Annotated in this window: 11 protein-coding genes; 2 read left to right on the top strand and 9 right to left on the bottom strand. The window is 64.6% G+C overall.

What is annotated here, in order from left to right; genetic code table 11:
- Positions 1 to 3 precede the first annotated feature (3 nt).
- From uvrB to ACOQPI_RS12575, 6 genes are all read right to left on the bottom strand, one after another.
- Entirely contained in the window at positions 4 to 2,013 is a 2,010-nt protein-coding gene (gene uvrB / locus ACOQPI_RS12600; RefSeq protein ID WP_420621036.1) for an excinuclease ABC subunit UvrB, read from the bottom strand.
- A 95-nt stretch (positions 2,014 to 2,108) separates the two neighbouring features.
- The gene (locus tag ACOQPI_RS12595) at positions 2,109 to 4,631 is read right to left on the bottom strand and encodes a leucine-rich repeat domain-containing protein (RefSeq protein WP_420619976.1); all 2,523 of its coding nucleotides are present in this window, start codon (positions 4,629 to 4,631) and stop codon (positions 2,109 to 2,111) included.
- A gap of 99 nt (positions 4,632 to 4,730) precedes the next feature.
- Positions 4,731 to 6,116 (bottom strand): 30S ribosomal protein S1, encoded by a 1,386-nt coding sequence (rpsA, locus tag ACOQPI_RS12590; RefSeq protein WP_420621035.1) that lies wholly within the window; start codon positions 6,114 to 6,116, stop codon positions 4,731 to 4,733.
- A 206-nt stretch (positions 6,117 to 6,322) separates the two neighbouring features.
- The gene (polA, locus tag ACOQPI_RS12585) at positions 6,323 to 9,058 is read right to left on the bottom strand and encodes a DNA polymerase I (RefSeq protein ID WP_420619975.1); all 2,736 of its coding nucleotides are present in this window, start codon (positions 9,056 to 9,058) and stop codon (positions 6,323 to 6,325) included.
- Positions 9,051 to 9,737 carry an ANTAR domain-containing response regulator gene (locus ACOQPI_RS12580; protein WP_420619974.1) on the bottom strand — a complete coding sequence of 229 codons (687 nt, stop codon included), beginning with the start codon at positions 9,735 to 9,737 and terminating at the stop codon, positions 9,051 to 9,053. The genes polA and ACOQPI_RS12580 overlap by 8 nt, the downstream gene beginning before the upstream one ends.
- Entirely contained in the window at positions 9,730 to 10,020 is a 291-nt protein-coding gene (locus ACOQPI_RS12575) for a hypothetical protein (protein ID WP_420619973.1), read from the bottom strand. The genes ACOQPI_RS12580 and ACOQPI_RS12575 overlap by 8 nt, the downstream gene beginning before the upstream one ends.
- Positions 10,021 to 10,128: 108 nt before the next feature.
- Here ACOQPI_RS12575 and ACOQPI_RS12570 point away from each other — a divergent pair, with 108 nt between their 5' ends.
- The gene (locus ACOQPI_RS12570) at positions 10,129 to 11,232 is read left to right on the top strand and encodes a hypothetical protein (protein ID WP_420619972.1); all 1,104 of its coding nucleotides are present in this window, start codon (positions 10,129 to 10,131) and stop codon (positions 11,230 to 11,232) included.
- Here ACOQPI_RS12570 and ACOQPI_RS12565 read toward each other — a convergent pair.
- Positions 11,229 to 12,353: a metallophosphoesterase gene (locus ACOQPI_RS12565; RefSeq protein WP_420619971.1), complete on the bottom strand. Its 1,125-nt coding sequence runs from the start codon at positions 12,351 to 12,353 to the stop codon at positions 11,229 to 11,231. The genes ACOQPI_RS12570 and ACOQPI_RS12565 overlap by 4 nt on opposite strands.
- 164 nt (positions 12,354 to 12,517) lie before the next feature.
- Here ACOQPI_RS12565 and ppk2 point away from each other — a divergent pair, with 164 nt between their 5' ends.
- Positions 12,518 to 13,363 carry a polyphosphate kinase 2 gene (gene ppk2, locus ACOQPI_RS12560; protein ID WP_420619970.1) on the top strand — a complete coding sequence of 282 codons (846 nt, stop codon included), beginning with the start codon at positions 12,518 to 12,520 and terminating at the stop codon, positions 13,361 to 13,363.
- Here ppk2 and ACOQPI_RS12555 read toward each other — a convergent pair.
- Together ACOQPI_RS12555 and ACOQPI_RS12550 are read right to left on the bottom strand one after the other, a co-directional pair.
- Positions 13,357 to 14,913, bottom strand: a complete 1,557-nt coding sequence (locus tag ACOQPI_RS12555) for a carboxylesterase/lipase family protein (protein WP_420619969.1) — start codon at positions 14,911 to 14,913, stop codon at positions 13,357 to 13,359. The two genes, ppk2 and ACOQPI_RS12555, sit on opposite strands and share 7 nt — an antisense overlap.
- Before the next feature lie 10 nt (positions 14,914 to 14,923).
- Positions 14,924 to 16,687 carry a uracil-xanthine permease family protein gene (locus ACOQPI_RS12550; protein WP_420619968.1) on the bottom strand — a complete coding sequence of 588 codons (1,764 nt, stop codon included), beginning with the start codon at positions 16,685 to 16,687 and terminating at the stop codon, positions 14,924 to 14,926.
- Positions 16,688 to 16,742 lie beyond the last annotated feature (55 nt).

The raw sequence follows: 16,742 nt of genomic DNA, 5'->3' as shown, positions 1-16,742 counted from the left end.
GCTTCAGACCATCGCCCGAAGGTCGCGCTGCAAGTCTTTGATCTCGTCTCGCAGGCGGGCGGCGTACTCGAACTTCAACTCGGCGGCGGCGTCGTTCATCTCCTCGGTAAGCGTGTGAATGAGCCGCTCGATGCCGCCGGTGTCCAAGTCGATCACCTCGGGGCGCCGGCGAGACTGATCCATCGAACGGGAGCGCTGGGCCCCGCCGGGAATGGGCACGCCATCCTCGGCCGGGCGGAGCTCAGCCAGGATGTCGCTGACTGCCTTGCGGATGGTCTGGGGGTTGATGCCGTGCTGCTCGTTGAACGCCTGCTGCAATCCCCGCCGCCGGTGGGTCTCGGAGATAGCCCGTCTCATGGAGTCGGTCACCATGTCGGCGTACATGACCACCTGGCCGTCCACATTGCGGGCCGCGCGGCCGATGGTCTGGATAAGCGAGGTCTCGCTGCGCAGGAACCCCTCTTTGTCGGCATCGAGAATGGCCACCAGCGACACCTCGGGCAGATCCAGACCTTCCCGCAGCAGGTTGATGCCCACCAGCACGTCGAACTCGCCGAGTCGCAGGTCGCGCAGGATCTCGATTCGTTCGATGGTGTCGACCTCGCTGTGCAGATAGCGAACCCGCACCCCCAGCTCCAATAGGTACTCGGTCAGGTCCTCGGCCATTTTCTTGGTCAATGTGGTCACCAGCACCCGCTGGCTCGCCTCGGTGCGATCCTCGATGAGCTTCATCAAGTCGTCGATCTGGCCCTTGGTGGGGCGTACTTGCACCTCGGGGTCGACCAGCCCGGTCGGACGCACGATCTGCTCTACTACCTGATCGGAGACGCTGATCTCATAGTCGCTGGGGGTGGCCGACAGAAATACCACTTGCCCCACCCGCTCCATGACCTCCTCGAACCGCAGCGGGCGGTTGTCCACTGCCGAGGGAAGCCGGAAGCCGTGGTCCACCAGCGTGTTCTTGCGACTGCGGTCGCCCTCGAATTGCCCGTGAAGCTGGGGCACGGCCACGTGGGACTCGTCGATCACGGTGATGAAATCGTCGGGGAAGTAATCCAGCAGGGTGTAGGGCCGCTCCCCGGGGGCCCGGCCGTCGATGTGGCGGGAGTAGTTCTCGATGCCGTTGCAGAAGCCGATCTCCTGCATCATCTCCAGGTCGTAGGTGGTGCGCATCCGCAGCCGCTGGGCCTCCAGCAGCTGCCCCTCCTTGTCGAAATAGGCCAGCCGCTCTTGGAGCTCAGCCTCGATGCCCTCGATGGCCTGGCGCATCCGCTCGTCGCCGGCCACATAGTGGGTGGCCGGGAACACCACGACCTCGCTCAGCGTGTGGAGCCGCTCGCCGGTCACCGGGTCGATTGTGGTGATCTGCTCCACCTCGTCGCCGAACAGTTGGATGCGAACGACATACTCCTCATAGGCCGGGTGGACCTCGATGACGTCGCCCCGTACCCGGAATCGGCCCCGCACCAGATTGGTGTCGTTGCGCTCGTACTGCATGTCCACCAGTCGCCGCAGCAGGTCGCGCTGGTCGTAGCTCTGGCCTGTTTTGGCGATGCACAGCAGGTTCTTGTACTCGTCGGGGCCGCCCAGCCCGTAGATGCACGACACCGACGCCACCACGATCACGTCCCGCCGGGTCAACAGCGCCTCGGTGGTGGAGTGGCGCAGCCGGTCGATCTCGTCGTTCACCGACGAGTCCTTCTCGATGTAGGTGTCGGAGGCCGGCATGTAGGCCTCGGGCTGGTAGTAGTCGTAATACGACACGAAGTACTCCACCCGGTTGTCGGGGAAGAACTCCCGCATCTCGTTGGCCAGCTGGGCGGCCAGCGACTTGTTGGGCGCCAGCACCAGGGTGGGTCGCTGCACCTGCTCGATGGTCCAGGCCACGGTGGCGCTCTTGCCCGATCCGGTTATGCCCAACAGCGTCTGGAACCGGTCGCCCCGCTCCAACCCCTCTGAAAGCGCAGCGATGGCCTTGGGCTGATCCCCGGCCGGCTCGAACGACGACACCATCCGAAAGGCTGCATCCCCCAAGCTGCTCACCGAATCGATGCTACCAGTCGCTCCCCCAATTCTTCTTGGTTCGGGCCAAGAGGCGCTTCAGACCATCACTCCTCGCAGAACGCAAGGTCGAGTAGCTCTAGATCGTTGCCTTTGAGGTCGGCTGACTCCCAGGCGGCGGGTAGGCAGCCGGTGAGCTGATTGCCGCTGATGAACAGATTTACAAGCTTGCTGAGAGCGCCCAGCTCGGCGGGTATCTCGCCGGTCAGCTGGTTGTCGCCGATATACACATGCGTCAGATTGCTAAGATTGCCCAGCTCAGCGGGGATCCCACCCGTCAACTGGTTGTCGCCGATATACAAGTACGCCAGCTCGCTGAGATTTCCCAGCTCGCTGGGAATCTCGCCCGTCAACTGATTGCCGTTCAGCCACAGGCGCGTGAGACTGCTGAGATTGCCCAGCTCGGCGGGAATCTCGCCCGTCAACTGATTGCCGTCTAGGAACAGACGCCTCAAGTTGATCAAGTTGCCCAATTCAGCGGGAATCTCTCCCGTCAGCTGATTGCCGTTCAGCCACAGTTCCCGCAGCTTGACGAGGTTGCCTAGTTCGGCGGGAATCTCTCCCGAAAGCTCGTTGTCGTCGAGGTCCAGTCTTGTGAGGTTGGCGATCTGGCCCAACTCGGCGGGAATCTCCCCCGAGAGCTGATTGGCCCACAGGTTGAGCCGCTCCAGATCGGCCAACTGGCCGAATTCAGCTGGGATATCCCCCTCCAACTGGTTGCGGCGGATCATCAGGTGCTTCAGATTCGACAGCTCGCCCAACTCAGGGGGCAGCTCGCCGGTGAGCCGGTTGTAGCTCAGATACAGCGCCTGGAGATCGGCAAGCTGTCCCAGTTCAGCGGGGATCTCCCCCGACAAGAAGTTGATGCTCAGATCGAGCCACTGGAGTTTCTCAAGTCCTCCGAGAGAAGGGGGAATCTCCCCTGACAGCTGGTTGTCCCGAAGCAGCAGGTGGGTCAGCGACCAGAGATGGGCGAAGCCTTCCGGCACATTGCCGGAAAGCCGGTTGCTCCGCAGGTCCAGGTACTCCAAGCGATTCAGCCTTCCCAAACCTTCCGGAATCTCCCCGGTGAGCCGGTTGTTGGACAGATCCAACACGGTGAGCCGGGTCGAGCCGCCGATCCCCGCCGGAATATCCTCCGACAATCGATTATTGGAGAGATCCAACACCTCCAACCGGCCCAAACCGCCGATGTCCGAAGGAATCTCCCCCGACAACACGTTGTCGTGCAGCAACAGGCTTTCCAGCCCGGTCATCGTGGCGATGCCCTCAGGAATCGGGCCCGACAACCAGTTGTTGCTGAGGTCGACATCCTCCAACGCCACCAGATTGCCCAGCTCGGCGGGAATGCTCCCCGACAGCTGATTGCCATGCAGATCCAGCTGCCTCAGCTTTGTCAGGTTGCCTAATTCAGCAGGAATGCCCCCCGACAGCTGATTGCCTTGCAGATCCAGCTGCCTCAACCCGACCAGATTGCCCAATCGAGCGGGAATCTCCCCTGACAGGTCGTTGTCCTCCAGCCACAGCTGGCGAAGGCCTCCCAATCTGCCCAGTTCGGGTGGGATCCGGCCCGTGAGATTGTTGTGGCCGAGCCGCAGCTCTTGAAGGTTCTCGAGCCGGCCCAGCCGGTAGGAAATCCCCCCTGACAATTGGTTGGCCGACAACGACAGGTGCCTCAGCTCGGTGAGGCGACTGAGCCCAGCCGGAATCGACCCCGACAGCCCGTTGGCCGTCAAGCTCAGATGCCGTAGTCGGGAGAGGTCGGCAAGCTCACCCGGGATCGACCCCGACAGCTCGTTGTTGCTGAGATCCAGCCACTCCAGCCGACCCAAGCCACCCAACTCCCCGGGAATCTCCCCCGACAACCGGTTGTTGCTGAGATCCAGCCACTCCAGCCGACCCAAGCCGCCCAACTCCCCGGGAATCTCCCCCGACAGTCCGTTGAACCGCATCATCAGGTGGGTGAGCTCGGAGAGATCGCCGAACTCGGCGGGGATCTCGCCCGACAACACGTTGCCCCGCAAGTCCAGGATGCGAAGCTCGCTGAGCTGGCCGAGTTCGGAGGGGAGTGCCCCCCACAGGCCGTTGTACTTGAGGTCGAGCACAGTGAGCTCGGAAAGATCGCCGAGCTCAGCGGGAATGTTGCGCTCCAGGCGGTTGTTCTGAATATCCAGTTCGACGAGGTTGGAAAGGCCGCCGAGCTCGGAAGGCAGCTCGCCTACCAGTTCGTTGTTCCCCAAGTCGAGCGATTCAAGGTACTCGAGGCTGCCGAGCCCAGCCGGAAGCTCCCCCACCAATCCATTGGACGCCAACGACAGGCCGGTGACCCGATCGTCTTCGTCGACAGTAACGCCGTACCAGCCGCCCAGCGGCCCGTCGTCGAGCCAGCCGCTCGAGTTGTTCCAGCCGTCACCGCCGGTGGCCTCGTAGAGGGCAATCAGCGTGTCGCGGTCGCTCTGTGAGCTCTGTTCTTCGCCATGCTCTTCGGCACTAGCCGACAGCGCCCCAAGCGAGGCAACCAGCGAAGCGGTAGCGACCAGGGCAACGGCGATACGACCGATTTGTGGCATTCGCTCAGGCTAGGCAACAGCCCCACAGACTTTGGGGATGCTGCGTGGATGCCGGCGCTCAAAGTCCCCTGGACAGGGGATGTCCTTGGACAGCTGAAACTAGACCGGGTCTTCTACCGGTTCTACTACCGGGTCTCCTACCGGCTCTCCCAGAGGTTCTCCTACCGGTTCTCCTAGAGGTCCCCCTACAGGCTCTTCGAGAACTGGAGCCTCGCCGTCTGGGGCGCCTTCGGGGCTGCCGTCCTCAGGTGGGGGGGCGCCATCGCCCACTTCTGAGTAGTACTGGGCCCAGGCCTCGTCTTGGTCGGCGGCCACGTCCTCGTTGATCGCGCCGATGTAGTTGCCCTCGGCGTCGTAGGCGTGCTCGCCGAAGTGCTCCTGGAACTCGGCGGCCACCACGCCGCCCTCGGCGGCCTGCTTGATCGACAGGCTGATGCGGCGGCGGTTGATGTCGAGGTCGATGATCTTCACCCACAGCTCCTCGCCGGGGGTCACCACCTGCTCGGGCAGGTCGATGTGGTGGGAGGAGATTTCCGAGATGTGCACCAGGCCCTCGATGCTCTCGCCCACCTGCACAAAGGCCCCGAACGGCACCAGCTTGGTGACCCGGCCGTACACCAGCTCGCCCACTTGGTGGCTGGTGGCGAACTCCTGCCAGGGATCCTGCTGGGTGGCCTTCAGCGACAGGCTGATGCGCTCCCGGTCGAGATCCACTTCCAGCACCTGCACTTCGATCTCGTCGCCCACCTGCACCACGGCGCTGGGGTGGTCGACGTGCTTCCACGACAGCTCGGACACGTGCACCAGGCCGTCCATGCCGCCCAGGTCGACGAACGCGCCGAAGTTCACCACCGACGACACCACGCCGCTGCGGCGCTCGCCCGGCTTGAGGTTGTCCAAGAACGCCTCGCGCTGCTCCTTCTCGGTCTCCTCCAGCCACGCCCGGCGGGACAGCACCACGTTGTTGCGGTTCTTGTCCAGCTCGATGATCTTGGCCTCCAGAGTCTGGCCGATATAGGGCTGGAGGTCGCGCACCCGGCGCAGCTCCACCAGCGAGGCAGGCAGGAAGCCCCGCAGACCGATGTCCACGATCAGACCGCCCTTGACCACCTCGATCACCGGGCCCGAGACGGTTCCCTCGTTCTCCTTGACCTCTTCGATGTTGCCCCACGCCCGCTCGTACTGGGCCCGCTTCTTCGACAGGATCAGGTGGCCGTCCTTGTCCTCCTTCTGGAGCACCAGGGCCTCGATCTCCTCGCCGAGGGTGACGATCTCGCCGGGGTCCACAACATTGCGGATGGACAGCTCCCGGGTGGGGATGATCCCCTCCGACTTGTAGCCGATGTCCAGCAGCACCTCGTCGCGGTCAACCTTCACCACCTTGCCGGACACGATCTGGCCGTCTTCCACCTGGACCATGGTGGCGGTGTATGCGTCGTCCAAGAACTGGTCTTCGATGTCCTGGTCGGTGATCTGGCGGGGGATGTAGTTCCCCTCAGCGTCAAAGGTTCCCACACCGTCGGGGGCGTCGATCACAGCCGTGGCGGCTGGCGGTGCGGGTTGGGGGGATGGGGCGGTATCGAGGTCGGACACGTTGAGTTGAGCCTCACAGGAGGAAGTGGATAGGACAATGGGCGCGGCACAGCAGCCTGAACCGGCCCGATGATGCTAACAGCACGCTTGGAACTGGGCTACTTGGCGTCGGCCCAGGTGTGCCCCGACGACAGGTGTACTTCGAGGGGAACCCTCAGGTCGTAGGCCTCGGCCATGGTTGCCACGGTGAGCTCGGCCACTCCGTCGTGCTCACCCTCGGGAACCTCCAGAATCACCTCGTCGTGTACTTGGAGGATGATGCGGCTGGCGAACCCCCGGTCTTGGAGCGCGTGGTCGAGCCTCACCAGGGCCACCTTGAAGATGTCGGCGGCCAAGCCCTGGATGCCGGCGTTCATGGCCTGGCGCTCGGCCGCTTGGCGAAGCCGGAAATTGGAGGAGTTGATCTCGGGAATCCGAAGCCGCCGCCCGAACAGGGTCTCGGTGTAGCCCCGGGTTCGGGCCTCGGCCACCGCTCGATCCATGTACTCCCGCAGCGCAGGGAAGGCCCCGAAGTAGGCGTCGAGGATCACCGCGGCCTCTCCGGTGGGGATGTTCAGCCGCGATCCCAAGCCGTAAGCCTCCATGCCGTAGGCCAGACCGTAGGACACCATCTTGGCGGTGGACCGCTCCTCGATGCCCACCGCGCCGGGTTCGATGCCGAACACCTGGGCGGCCACGGAGGTGTGGACGTCCTGGCCCGACTCGAACGCGTGGATCAGCCCGGGATCCTCGGCCAGGTGGGCGATGCAGCGCAGCTCGATCTGGTTGTAGTCGGCCACCAGCAGCTCGCAGCCCTCGGCAGCCACGAACACCTCCCGGAACACCCGCCCGGTCTCGGTGCGCACCGGGATGTTGTGCAGGTTGGGGGCGTCGGAGCTGAGCCGCCCGGTGCGGGCCACCGTCTGGTTGAACGTGGCCCGGATGCGGTTGTCGGGCTCGAGCCCCACGGCGGCCACCAGGCCCTCCCCATAGGTGGAGCGCAGCTTCTCCACTTCCCGGTAGTCCAGCAGCGCATCCACCACCGGATGCTCGCCCCGCAGCTTCTCCAGGGTGCCGGCGTCGGTGGAGTAGGCCCCGGTCTTGGTCTTCTTCTGAGGGGGAAGGCCCAGCTTGTCGAACAGCAGCTCGCCCACCTGCTTGGAGGAGTTCACGTTGAAGCTCCCCTCGCCCGCGGCATCGATCACCAGCGCCCGAAGCCGCTCGGCGTCGGCCACCAGCCGGTCGCGCAAGCCGGTCAATCCCTCCACGTCCACCCCGATGCCCATGTGCTCCATGCGGGCCAGCACCCGAACCAGGGGCACCTCCATGTCATCGTTGAGGCCTCTCAGGCCTTGGGCGTCCAAGGCGTCCAGGAGTGGAGCAGCCAGGTGGGACACGGCCAGGGCCTGAAGGCCGGCCTGCATCGCCGGCGCCACCGAATCGCCGGAATCGTCGTCGAACAGCCGGCCCTCGTCGGGCTGATCGATCCCCGGCAACTCCATCGCCGTGTGCGTACGCATCAGATCATCGAGCCCGAATCGCCCGCTGGCCGGGTCTAGGAGGTAGGCGGCGATCTGGGCATCCAGAGTCAGCCCGGCGGCATCGATGCCCTGCGACAGAAGCCACAACACAAACGGCTTGACGTCGTGGCCCATGAAGGGGGTGCCAGCGCTGAAGAATGCGGCCAGGGCGTCGTGGCCCGAGGATTCCAACAGCTCGGAGGGCAGCCACACCGCTTGGCCGGCGTCGCGGTCGGCAACCAGGGCCAGGCCCAGCAGCCGGCGTCGATGGGGCTGGCTCCGGTCGAACGGATCGCCCCAGCCGGCGGCCAGGGCCACCGGCTCGCCGCTATCGGCCAGCCGATTCAGCGCTTCGGCAGCGGCGTCTGCGGTTGAGATGGTCTCCACCGCGGCCTCCAATGCCCCACCGGCGTCGCCGTCGCCGCCCAGATCCACGTCCAGCACCTCGGTCACGAAGTCGCGGAGGCTCCTGAACTCCAAGAAGTCGAACAGCTCCTCGATCTCGGCGGTCTTGGGCGGGGCCAAATCCAGATCGTCCACGCCCAGATCGAGCGGGACGTCTCGCAACAGCTCCATCAGCTCCAAATTGAGCTTCACCCGGTCTTGGGCCTCGTCCAGGTTCTGCTGGAGCTTCGGGGTCTGGTCGGCCACGTGCTGATACAGCTCGTCGATGGAACCGTAGGCGTTGATGAGCTTGGCCGCGGTCTTCTCCCCCACCCCGTTCACACCGGGCAGGTTGTCGGAGGGGTCGCCTCGCAGGGCGGCGTAGGCCACGTAGTCCGACGGCTTCACCCCAGTGCGCTCCTCAATGCCGGCCTCGTCGTAGAGGGCGTAGTCGGACACCCCCCGCTTGTTGTAGAGCACTCGAACGTGGGGGTCCTCCACCAGTTGGTAGGCATCCCGGTCGCCGGTCACCACGATCACGTTCTCACCCCGGTCGCGGGCCTGGGTGGCCAGCGTGGCGATCACATCGTCGGCCTCCACTCCCACGTGGTCCACCGCGGCGATCCCCAGCGTGTCCACCAGCTGGCGGACAATGCCCATCTGCTGGCGCAGCGCTTCGGGAGTCTCCTCGCGGTTGGCCTTATAGCTGGACACCCGCTCGTGGCGGAAGGTGGGCTCGCGCCGGTCGAAGGCCACCCCTACCCGGTCGGGCTGGTGGTCGCGCAGCAGGGTCAGGAGCATCCTGGTGAAGCCGTACACCGCGTTGGTCACCTGTCCGCTGGCAGTGGTCATGTCCTCGGGCACGGCGAAAAAAGCTCGATAGACCAGCGAGTTCCCGTCCACCAGCATGACGGTGCCCGGGTCTTGGCCCGCGGCGCCCCCCTCAGCCATCGGCGCGGACCCCGCTCAAGGCTCTCAGCTGGTCGTCGCCCATCTCGACGATCTCGGCGGCCACCTCGGCCATGGGACGGCGCTCGCTCATGGCCTGGTGCTGAATGTGGCTGTAGGCATCGGACTCCGACATGGCGAGCGCGTCCATGAGCCGCCCCTTGGCCCGGTCGATGGCCTTGCGGGCTTCCAATCGGGCCTCGGCCCGCTCCACCTGGTGGTTGAGCGCCACCAGCTCTCGGAACCGCACCAGGGCCACCTCCACCGCGGGCACCAGCTCGGCCCGCTCGAACGGCTTCACCAGGTAGGCCAGCGCGCCGGCGTCGGCGGCTCGGGCAATCAGGTCCCGCTGGCTGAAGGCGGTAAGCAGCAGCACCGCGCACAGCTGCTCGTCGCGAATCTGACCGGCGGCGGTGATCCCGTCGGTCCCCGGCATCTTCACATCGAGTATGGCCACGTCGGGGCGCTTCTCCCGCACTAAGTCGAGCACCTGGTCGCCCCGGCTGGTCTCCCCCACCACCACGTAGCCCTCCTCCTCCAGGGTCTCCCGCAAGTCGAGGCGGATGATGGCCTCGTCCTCGGCCAACACGATCCGCACCGGATCGGGAGATTGCGAAGAGTCGGGCTGGGCCGACGGTTCGGCCGCCGAAGTGGAGCCGGGCTGGGCCGACGGGTCAGACATCGGAATAGAACCTGTCCAGCAGATCGTCTTGCTGCTCCTCCAAGCTGCCGATCTCCTCCCGGAGCCGGGCCCGATGCCGGGCCATGGTCTCGGCCTGGCGGGCGGCATCGCGATGCTGGCGCTCTGCGGCTGGGGTTTCCGATACCAGTGCCCGAAGTCGGGCATCTTCAGCCAGGTCCTCGAGGTGCAGGTATTGCTCCTCGGCCACTTCCAGGTCGGCTCGCAGCCGCTTCAGCCGTTCGGTCAATTCAGCCAACCGCCGCTCTGCCCTGCTCTGGGTCACGAGCCGATGCTATCTACCCGCCACAGCCACACCCTGCTTCGGCTAGAAGCCAAAACCAGGAGCACCACTAGCCTTTTGGCACACAGCTACGGCAGGAGGCGAACACCGATGAGCGATGAGATCCTAGAGAACGCAGTCAACGGCAAGGTCTGGGCCGATTTCTGCGACAACCTGAAGGAAGCCGGCCAGATCATCCTCGACAACAGCACCGACGAACTCGACCGGCTGGAGGGCTTCCGCTATCTGAGCCGTCTAACCCGAGGTGGCCTCGGGCGCCTTGAGAACCACGGGCCCGGCTATGCCCAGATCCTGCCGATAGCCCACAACCTGAAGATCGGCTGCGACAACCCCGATGCCCTCTACCAGAGCGTCGGCATCAAAGGCGCCTTCGACTACCGCATCCATGGACCGCGGGGCACCGTCAACTACCTGAGCCTGAACTCTTTCTCCGGCGGCTTCTGGCAAGGGGCGCCACCCCCCGGCCGACAGGGCGCCCTTGCGTTCAACCATCCCCAGCCGAACGAGTACGTGGACGTGATCGCTAGCATCAACGAGCCCGAACTGGAGCCCGGTCAGCGGTGGCTGCCGACAGGGCCGGAGACCAACCAGATCGCCATTCGCAACTTCTATCTCGATCGGACCACCGAACGGCCCTCCGAGCTTCAAATCGAGTGCCTCAACGGCCCCAGCGATCCTGTGCCCCCGTTGTCGGCGCAGAAGCTGACCATGGGCCTGGCCCGGGCCGCGTTGGAGGTTCACGGCATCGCCAGGCGGTTCGTCGAGTGGCTGGACATGTTCCAGGAGCGGCCCAACACGCTTGAGTTCCTACCCACTCACGACAAGCCGGGCGGTTGGGGCGACCCCACCCAGTTGTTCCGCCACGGCTACTGGACGCTCGAACCGGGCCAGGCCCTGGTGATAGACGTCCCGCCCATCGAGGCGTACTACTGGAACTTCCAGCTCAACAACATTTGGGAGGAGTCGCTCGACTACGAGTGGCTCCAGGTCACCGTCAACAAGCACAGCGCGGTGTACGAGCCCGACGGCACCGCCCGCATCATCGTGGCCGACGAGGACCCCGGCTTCGCCAACTGGATCGACACCGCCCACCACCGCCACGGCACCATGGGCCTGCGCTACAACCAGGTAGTGGAGGACATCCCCCCCGCCCTCCGAGTGATGAACGTCGCCGATCTGGAGAGCCTGCGTTAGCCAGTTCCGGCCTCAGGCCATTCCTCGGCCACCAGGTCGATGATTCCGATCGACGGGCGGACGCCGAATCGAAGTTGAGGGGCGTTGCCCCGCTCGCGCCCCACTCCAGTGGACACATAGGTCGGGGTGCCGTGAAGCTCGTGCAGACCTCCAGCGGCAACTTGCCTTGGCACCCTCGACGCAGTGACGGGAGGTCCAATGAAGGGGATGGCTACTTGTCCGCCGTGGGTGTGGCCCGCGATGAGCAGGTCTACGGAGTTGCCTTGCAGCAGAAGAATCGCGTCTGGTTCGTGGGCCAGCAGCAAACGCACACCGGGGAATTCGTCATGGGCGAAGCGCTCGGCCACCCTTCGAGCGGCAGGCTCATACACATCGTCAAGCAGGGATATTCCCGCGATATGGAAGACGTTTCCTTTGAGCTCAAACGTCTCGATCTCATTGTCGAGAACCCGGGCTCCGGTTCCCCATGCGATCCGCCGAAGGTCGGAAGCAGTGTCTGAATGGCCGTTCACCAAATAGACGAACGGCACGGCGTCGGTGAGCCGTTGGATCAGTTCCGTGAATTGCGGAGACCACTCATCGATCAGGTCAGAGTCCAGTGAATGGAGATCCCCTGGTATCACAACTATGTCGGGTCTTTGGGCAATCAGCCGATCCACTACGCCGTTCTCATAGCTGCCGATCGAAGTGGTCTCAAGATCGGCCAGCACGCCGATGCGAACCTCCTCACCAATCCCGTCGACGGCCACCTTCACTGCATCCACCCGCAGCCAAAACGGCTCGATATGAGTGGCGTATACGCCGACGGGAATCGCTGCCAATGACAGCACGCAGAGAGCAATGATGGCCGGCGAGCACGGACGGCCAAACGCCAGAACGATTGCACCCGCCAGCGGCAGTCCAATGACAAGGGCCAGGTACACCGCATGGACCACGAGGTATGCATCTGGTCCGGCGACAAGCAGCGCGCCGGCGGTCAAAACCATTGTGCAGCCGAGCCCGACGCTCGCTGCACCGAGGACAATCCATCCGGTACCGACCCCCCGGTTTATCCAATAGACCGAAGCGGCACCCGTCGCCGTTCCGACCACAACGGCGGCGGCTATCACGTAGTAATTCAAGGTTTGCGATCCTCCGAAGACTCTTGATGCCCCCGACGGACCCACCCGCGACTGGGATCATATGACCCCGTGGCATGAATTACTGGTCGGGTCTCCCCGCTGCGGCTCGAACCCGATCAATTGACCCTATTGTCGGAAAATAGTGCCGGAACTACCCTCAAGACATGAGTCCAGAACCTGACCACGATGTTCTGGGAATCGCCGGAGCGGATGCGCCGAGGCCTGAGCCGCGTCCGAGGATCAAGAAGAAGGACTACGAGCGGGAGCTGTCTCGACTCCAAGAGGAGTTGGTGCGGTTGCAGCGCTGGATCCGCCACAAGGGGCTCAAGGTGGTGGTGATCTTCGAGGGGCGCGACGCGGCCGGAAAAGGCGGGGTGATCAAGCGGATCGCCGAGCGCACCAACCCCCGGGTGGTTCGGGTGGTGGCGCTAGGCACGCCCAGCGACCGGGAGAAAACCCAGTGGTGGTTCCAGCGCTATGTGGCCGAGCTGCCCGCCGCCGGGGAGATGATCCTGTTCGACCGCAGTTGGTACAACCGGGGGGTGGTGGAGCCGGTGATGGGCTTCTGCACCGAGGAGGAGTACCGGGAGTTCCTGCGGTCGTGTCCGGAGTTCGAGCGGATGCTGGTGCGGTCGGGGATCATCTTGATCAAGTACTGGTTCTCGGTGAGCGACGAGGAGCAAGAGCGCCGGTTCCACAACCGGATCAACGACCCGATGCGGCGCTGGAAGCTCTCACCGATCGACATCGAAGGCCGAACCCGGTGGGTTGAGTTCTCCAAGGCCAAGGACACCCTGTTCGCCCACACCGACATCAAGCAGGCCCCCTGGTATGTGGTCAACGCCGACTCCAAGAAGGCAGCCCGGCTGAACTGCATCTCACACCTGTTGTCGATGATCCCCTACGAGGAAGTGCCCTGGGAGGAAGTCGAGCTCCCCGAGCGCCAAGACAGAACCGGCTACGTGCGCCCTCCCATGTCAGACCAGACCTTCGTGCCCGAGATCTACTGAGAGTCCCCTCTGGCGGCTGACCGCCACATGGACCTCTCTCTTTGGAACGGGTCGGAAGCCAAAGTTGGGGTGTCGTCGAGAATCATGGTCGTGCGCTGGTTGAGGTCGTAGCGGGGCCAGGGGCCGAGCTCGGCGGTTGAAGGGTCTCCAGTACGGGCGAAGGCCGCCCATGCCAATCGCATGCCTCGGCCTAGCGCTTCGGCGGCGTTGTCGGCACCAATGAACTCGCGCCAGCCGTCCACGTGAAAGCTGTCGAAGGCGAAGGGCAAGTCGATGGCATGGAAGGCCCCCTTATCCGGATCGGCCAGGGAGCACCACCGGAAGTCGTAGAGGTAGGTACTTGCCCCAGTTGCGGCCCGAAAGTCGGCGATGCGCTCTATCGGCTCCCTCATGGAGACATCGGTGTTGATGGCGGTCAGAATGTCGGAGTCGGAGGTCCAGGGTGTGCCCTCGGCAGCTTGGCGGTACTCCCCCACTACAGCCTTCACGTCGCCGGGAGAGGGCTCGGTACCAGTCCTCTCGCTTATGTGACCGCTCACCGTGTGATGGAGTATCTGCTCGGCGCTCTCCTCGGGCAGTTCCTGATGGAACAGGCGCAGCTCGTGGGCTGTGGCGCCGATCAGCACATCGACGTCGGTCGCTGTTCCCGCTTGGAGCAGCTCTGCCGGCTTTGCCGAGATGAGCGATCCGTCGATCACGGGGTGGAACGGCATGGCCCCCGCAGTGGCAAACATGTCCATGACCGTCGGGAATTGGGCCTCGAAAATTGCCTCTGGCTCCATCTCCCGGAGTCCGGCGACGTCGCCCACCCCGGCATGTTTCATGAAGGCTTGCGCCACTGTGGCCGCAACGTCGGGCGATTGGGTCATGTCGACGCCGGGGCTCTGCATGATGGCTCGCCGCAGCACCGCCGAGATGCCCGGACTGCCCAGGAGATGCAGTATTGACCCCGCCCCCGCCGACTCGCCGAACGCGGTCAGGGTGCCCGGATCGCCGTCGAAATTTCCCGCATTGGCCGCCACCCAGTCGAGGCCGAGCCGCACATCGTGGAGACCGCAGTTGGCCGTAGTCTCTTCCCCGCCCGGCACCTGGCGCAGGTCCATGAACCCCAGCGCTCCCACCCGGTAGTTCACCGAGGCCACCACCACCTGCTGCTCAGCCGCCAGCCTCGCCCCGTGATAGAGCGGGAACGAGCCTCCACCGGTGAGGAACGCACCCCCGTAGATCCAGACCAAAACCGGCAGATCAGCATCCGCCTCGGACGGCGCCCACACATTCAGGGTCAAGCAGTCCTCCGAAACCGAAGTCGCATCCGCCCCCGGAATCACCCCGGTGTAGGGGCCATCGACCGCTTGGACGGGATCGGGCCCGAAAGCACTCGCATCGAGCACCTCATTCCACGGCTCCGCCGCCTCAGGGGCGCAGAACCGGCGCTCCCCCAGTGGCGGCTTGCCATACGGAATCCCCAAGTACTGGCAAACCGGCCCATAGGGCGTGTCAACGACCGTCCCCCGAATAGGCCCATTCGTCGTCTCAACGACAGATCCCAATTCCGGGCGTCTATTCATGCGATACACCACTGCCTGGTGGGTTGACGTGCACGGTGACGATCTCGAGTTCGTGGTACTGCTGGTGGAGCACGGAGGTGGCGTAGTGCTGTAACAGCCGCAGTGACACGTCGCGCTCGACGGGCCGGTCCGCCGTCGGCTCGTCGAGCACCGCCAGACGATCCTCGATGTTCTCTCCCCGGGCCGCGGCCACAAACTCGAGCACGGCCCGCCCGTCCTGCTTGCTGGCCGTGACGCGCAGCGTTCGGTCATCGGGGGCGTCTCCGGCCTGCTCGGCTTCGAGCAGGGTGACCAGTGTCTCCTCAGCCACTGCGTCGAGCCTCTGCGACATCGAGGTCGCCCAGCCATGGCGCTTTGCAAAGCCCTTCAGGAACTCCTGGATGCCGGGGAGCTCCGGCATTGCCAGATTGGTGCGCAGTCGGTGGCGGCGGGATTGGGTGGCCTCGGTGAACAATGTCAGCACGATGGCCACGAGGCCGCCTGAAGTCATGCCGTTCTCCAGCAGCCCGCCGGCGAAGCCGTCCAGGTATTCCGGGAAGATCAGGTTGTTCTGGAATCCGACGCCGAGCCAGAAGGCGATGCCCGCGATCAGGCCCTTTCGGTAGTCCGAAGCCTCTTCGGAGACGATCCTCATGCCGACCACGAACAGCAGCGCCATCAGCACGGTGACATACGCCGCCACAACCGCGTCAGGGATGGCGAGCACCAGCGCCAAGAACTTGGGCAAGAACGCCAACATGATGAATATGACGCCAATGGCGACACCCACCCGGCGGGCGGCAACGCCGGTCAGCTCGGTGATCGAGACGCTCGTCGAGTAGGTGGTGTTGGGCACCGTGCCGGCCACCCCCGACAGCAGATTGCCGGTTCCGTCGGCGGCCACCGCTCCCTGCACGACGCGGTAGTCCACCGCTCGCGGCTTGCGCCACGACACCCGCTGGATGGCCACGGAGTCGCCGATGGTCTCCACCGCCCCGATGATCGTGACGATCACGAAGGCGGGCAGGAGACTCCAGAACGCCGAGCCGAATGAGAGGTCAAAGCCGGGCCATCCGCCGTCGGGCACACCCACCCAGGCGGCATCGCTCACCTGATCGAATTCGTAGAGCCCAGAGGCGGCGGCCACGATCGAGCCGGCCACCACGCCAATGACTGGCGCCCACAGGCGCAGGCTGCCGGAAGACTTCAGCGCGATGGCGATCACCAACAGAATGGTGACCAGGGCGCTCGTCGGCGCGCTCCAGTCCGACTTGCCTTCCGGCGAAGCGCTCACCATGTCGAATATGAGCGGCATCACGGTTACCGCAATGAGCATCAGCACGGTGCCAGCCACCACGGGAGTGACCAGCCGTCTGAACAGCGAGAGCCTGGCGGCGAGCAAGAACTGGAACAGCGACGATGCCACCACGAGCACGGCCAGCAAGTCGGGGCCTCCCTGTACCAACGCCGCCACGCATACGGCGATGAACGCGCCCGACGTCCCCATGAGCAGCACGTACCCGGCCCCGATGCGCCCAAACCGAACCGCTTGGAGAATTGTGCTGACACCGCTGACTATTGCCGCCGCAAACACCGCCCAGATCAGATACGAGTCACTGCCGCCCGCAGCCCGAATGACGATTGCCGGCGTGAGCACAATGCCCGCAATGGTGAGAATCGCGAACTGAAGCCCCATCCCCGCCGTCAGCGCAGTCGGCGGCTTATCGTCTGGCTCAAACCGAATCCGACGCTGATCAGCGAGGTCACCCTGTTCCATGGCGCCCATGCTTACGAGGCCAGCCAGCAGTTTCAAGCATCAAACCCGACCCACC

The sequence above is a fragment of the Candidatus Poriferisocius sp. genome, from assembly GCF_965219815.1.
Lineage (GTDB): Bacteria > Actinomycetota > Acidimicrobiia > Acidimicrobiales > Bin134 > Poriferisocius.
Note: the sequence above shows the minus strand (reverse complement) of the source record. Positions and strands in the feature narration are given on the sequence as shown.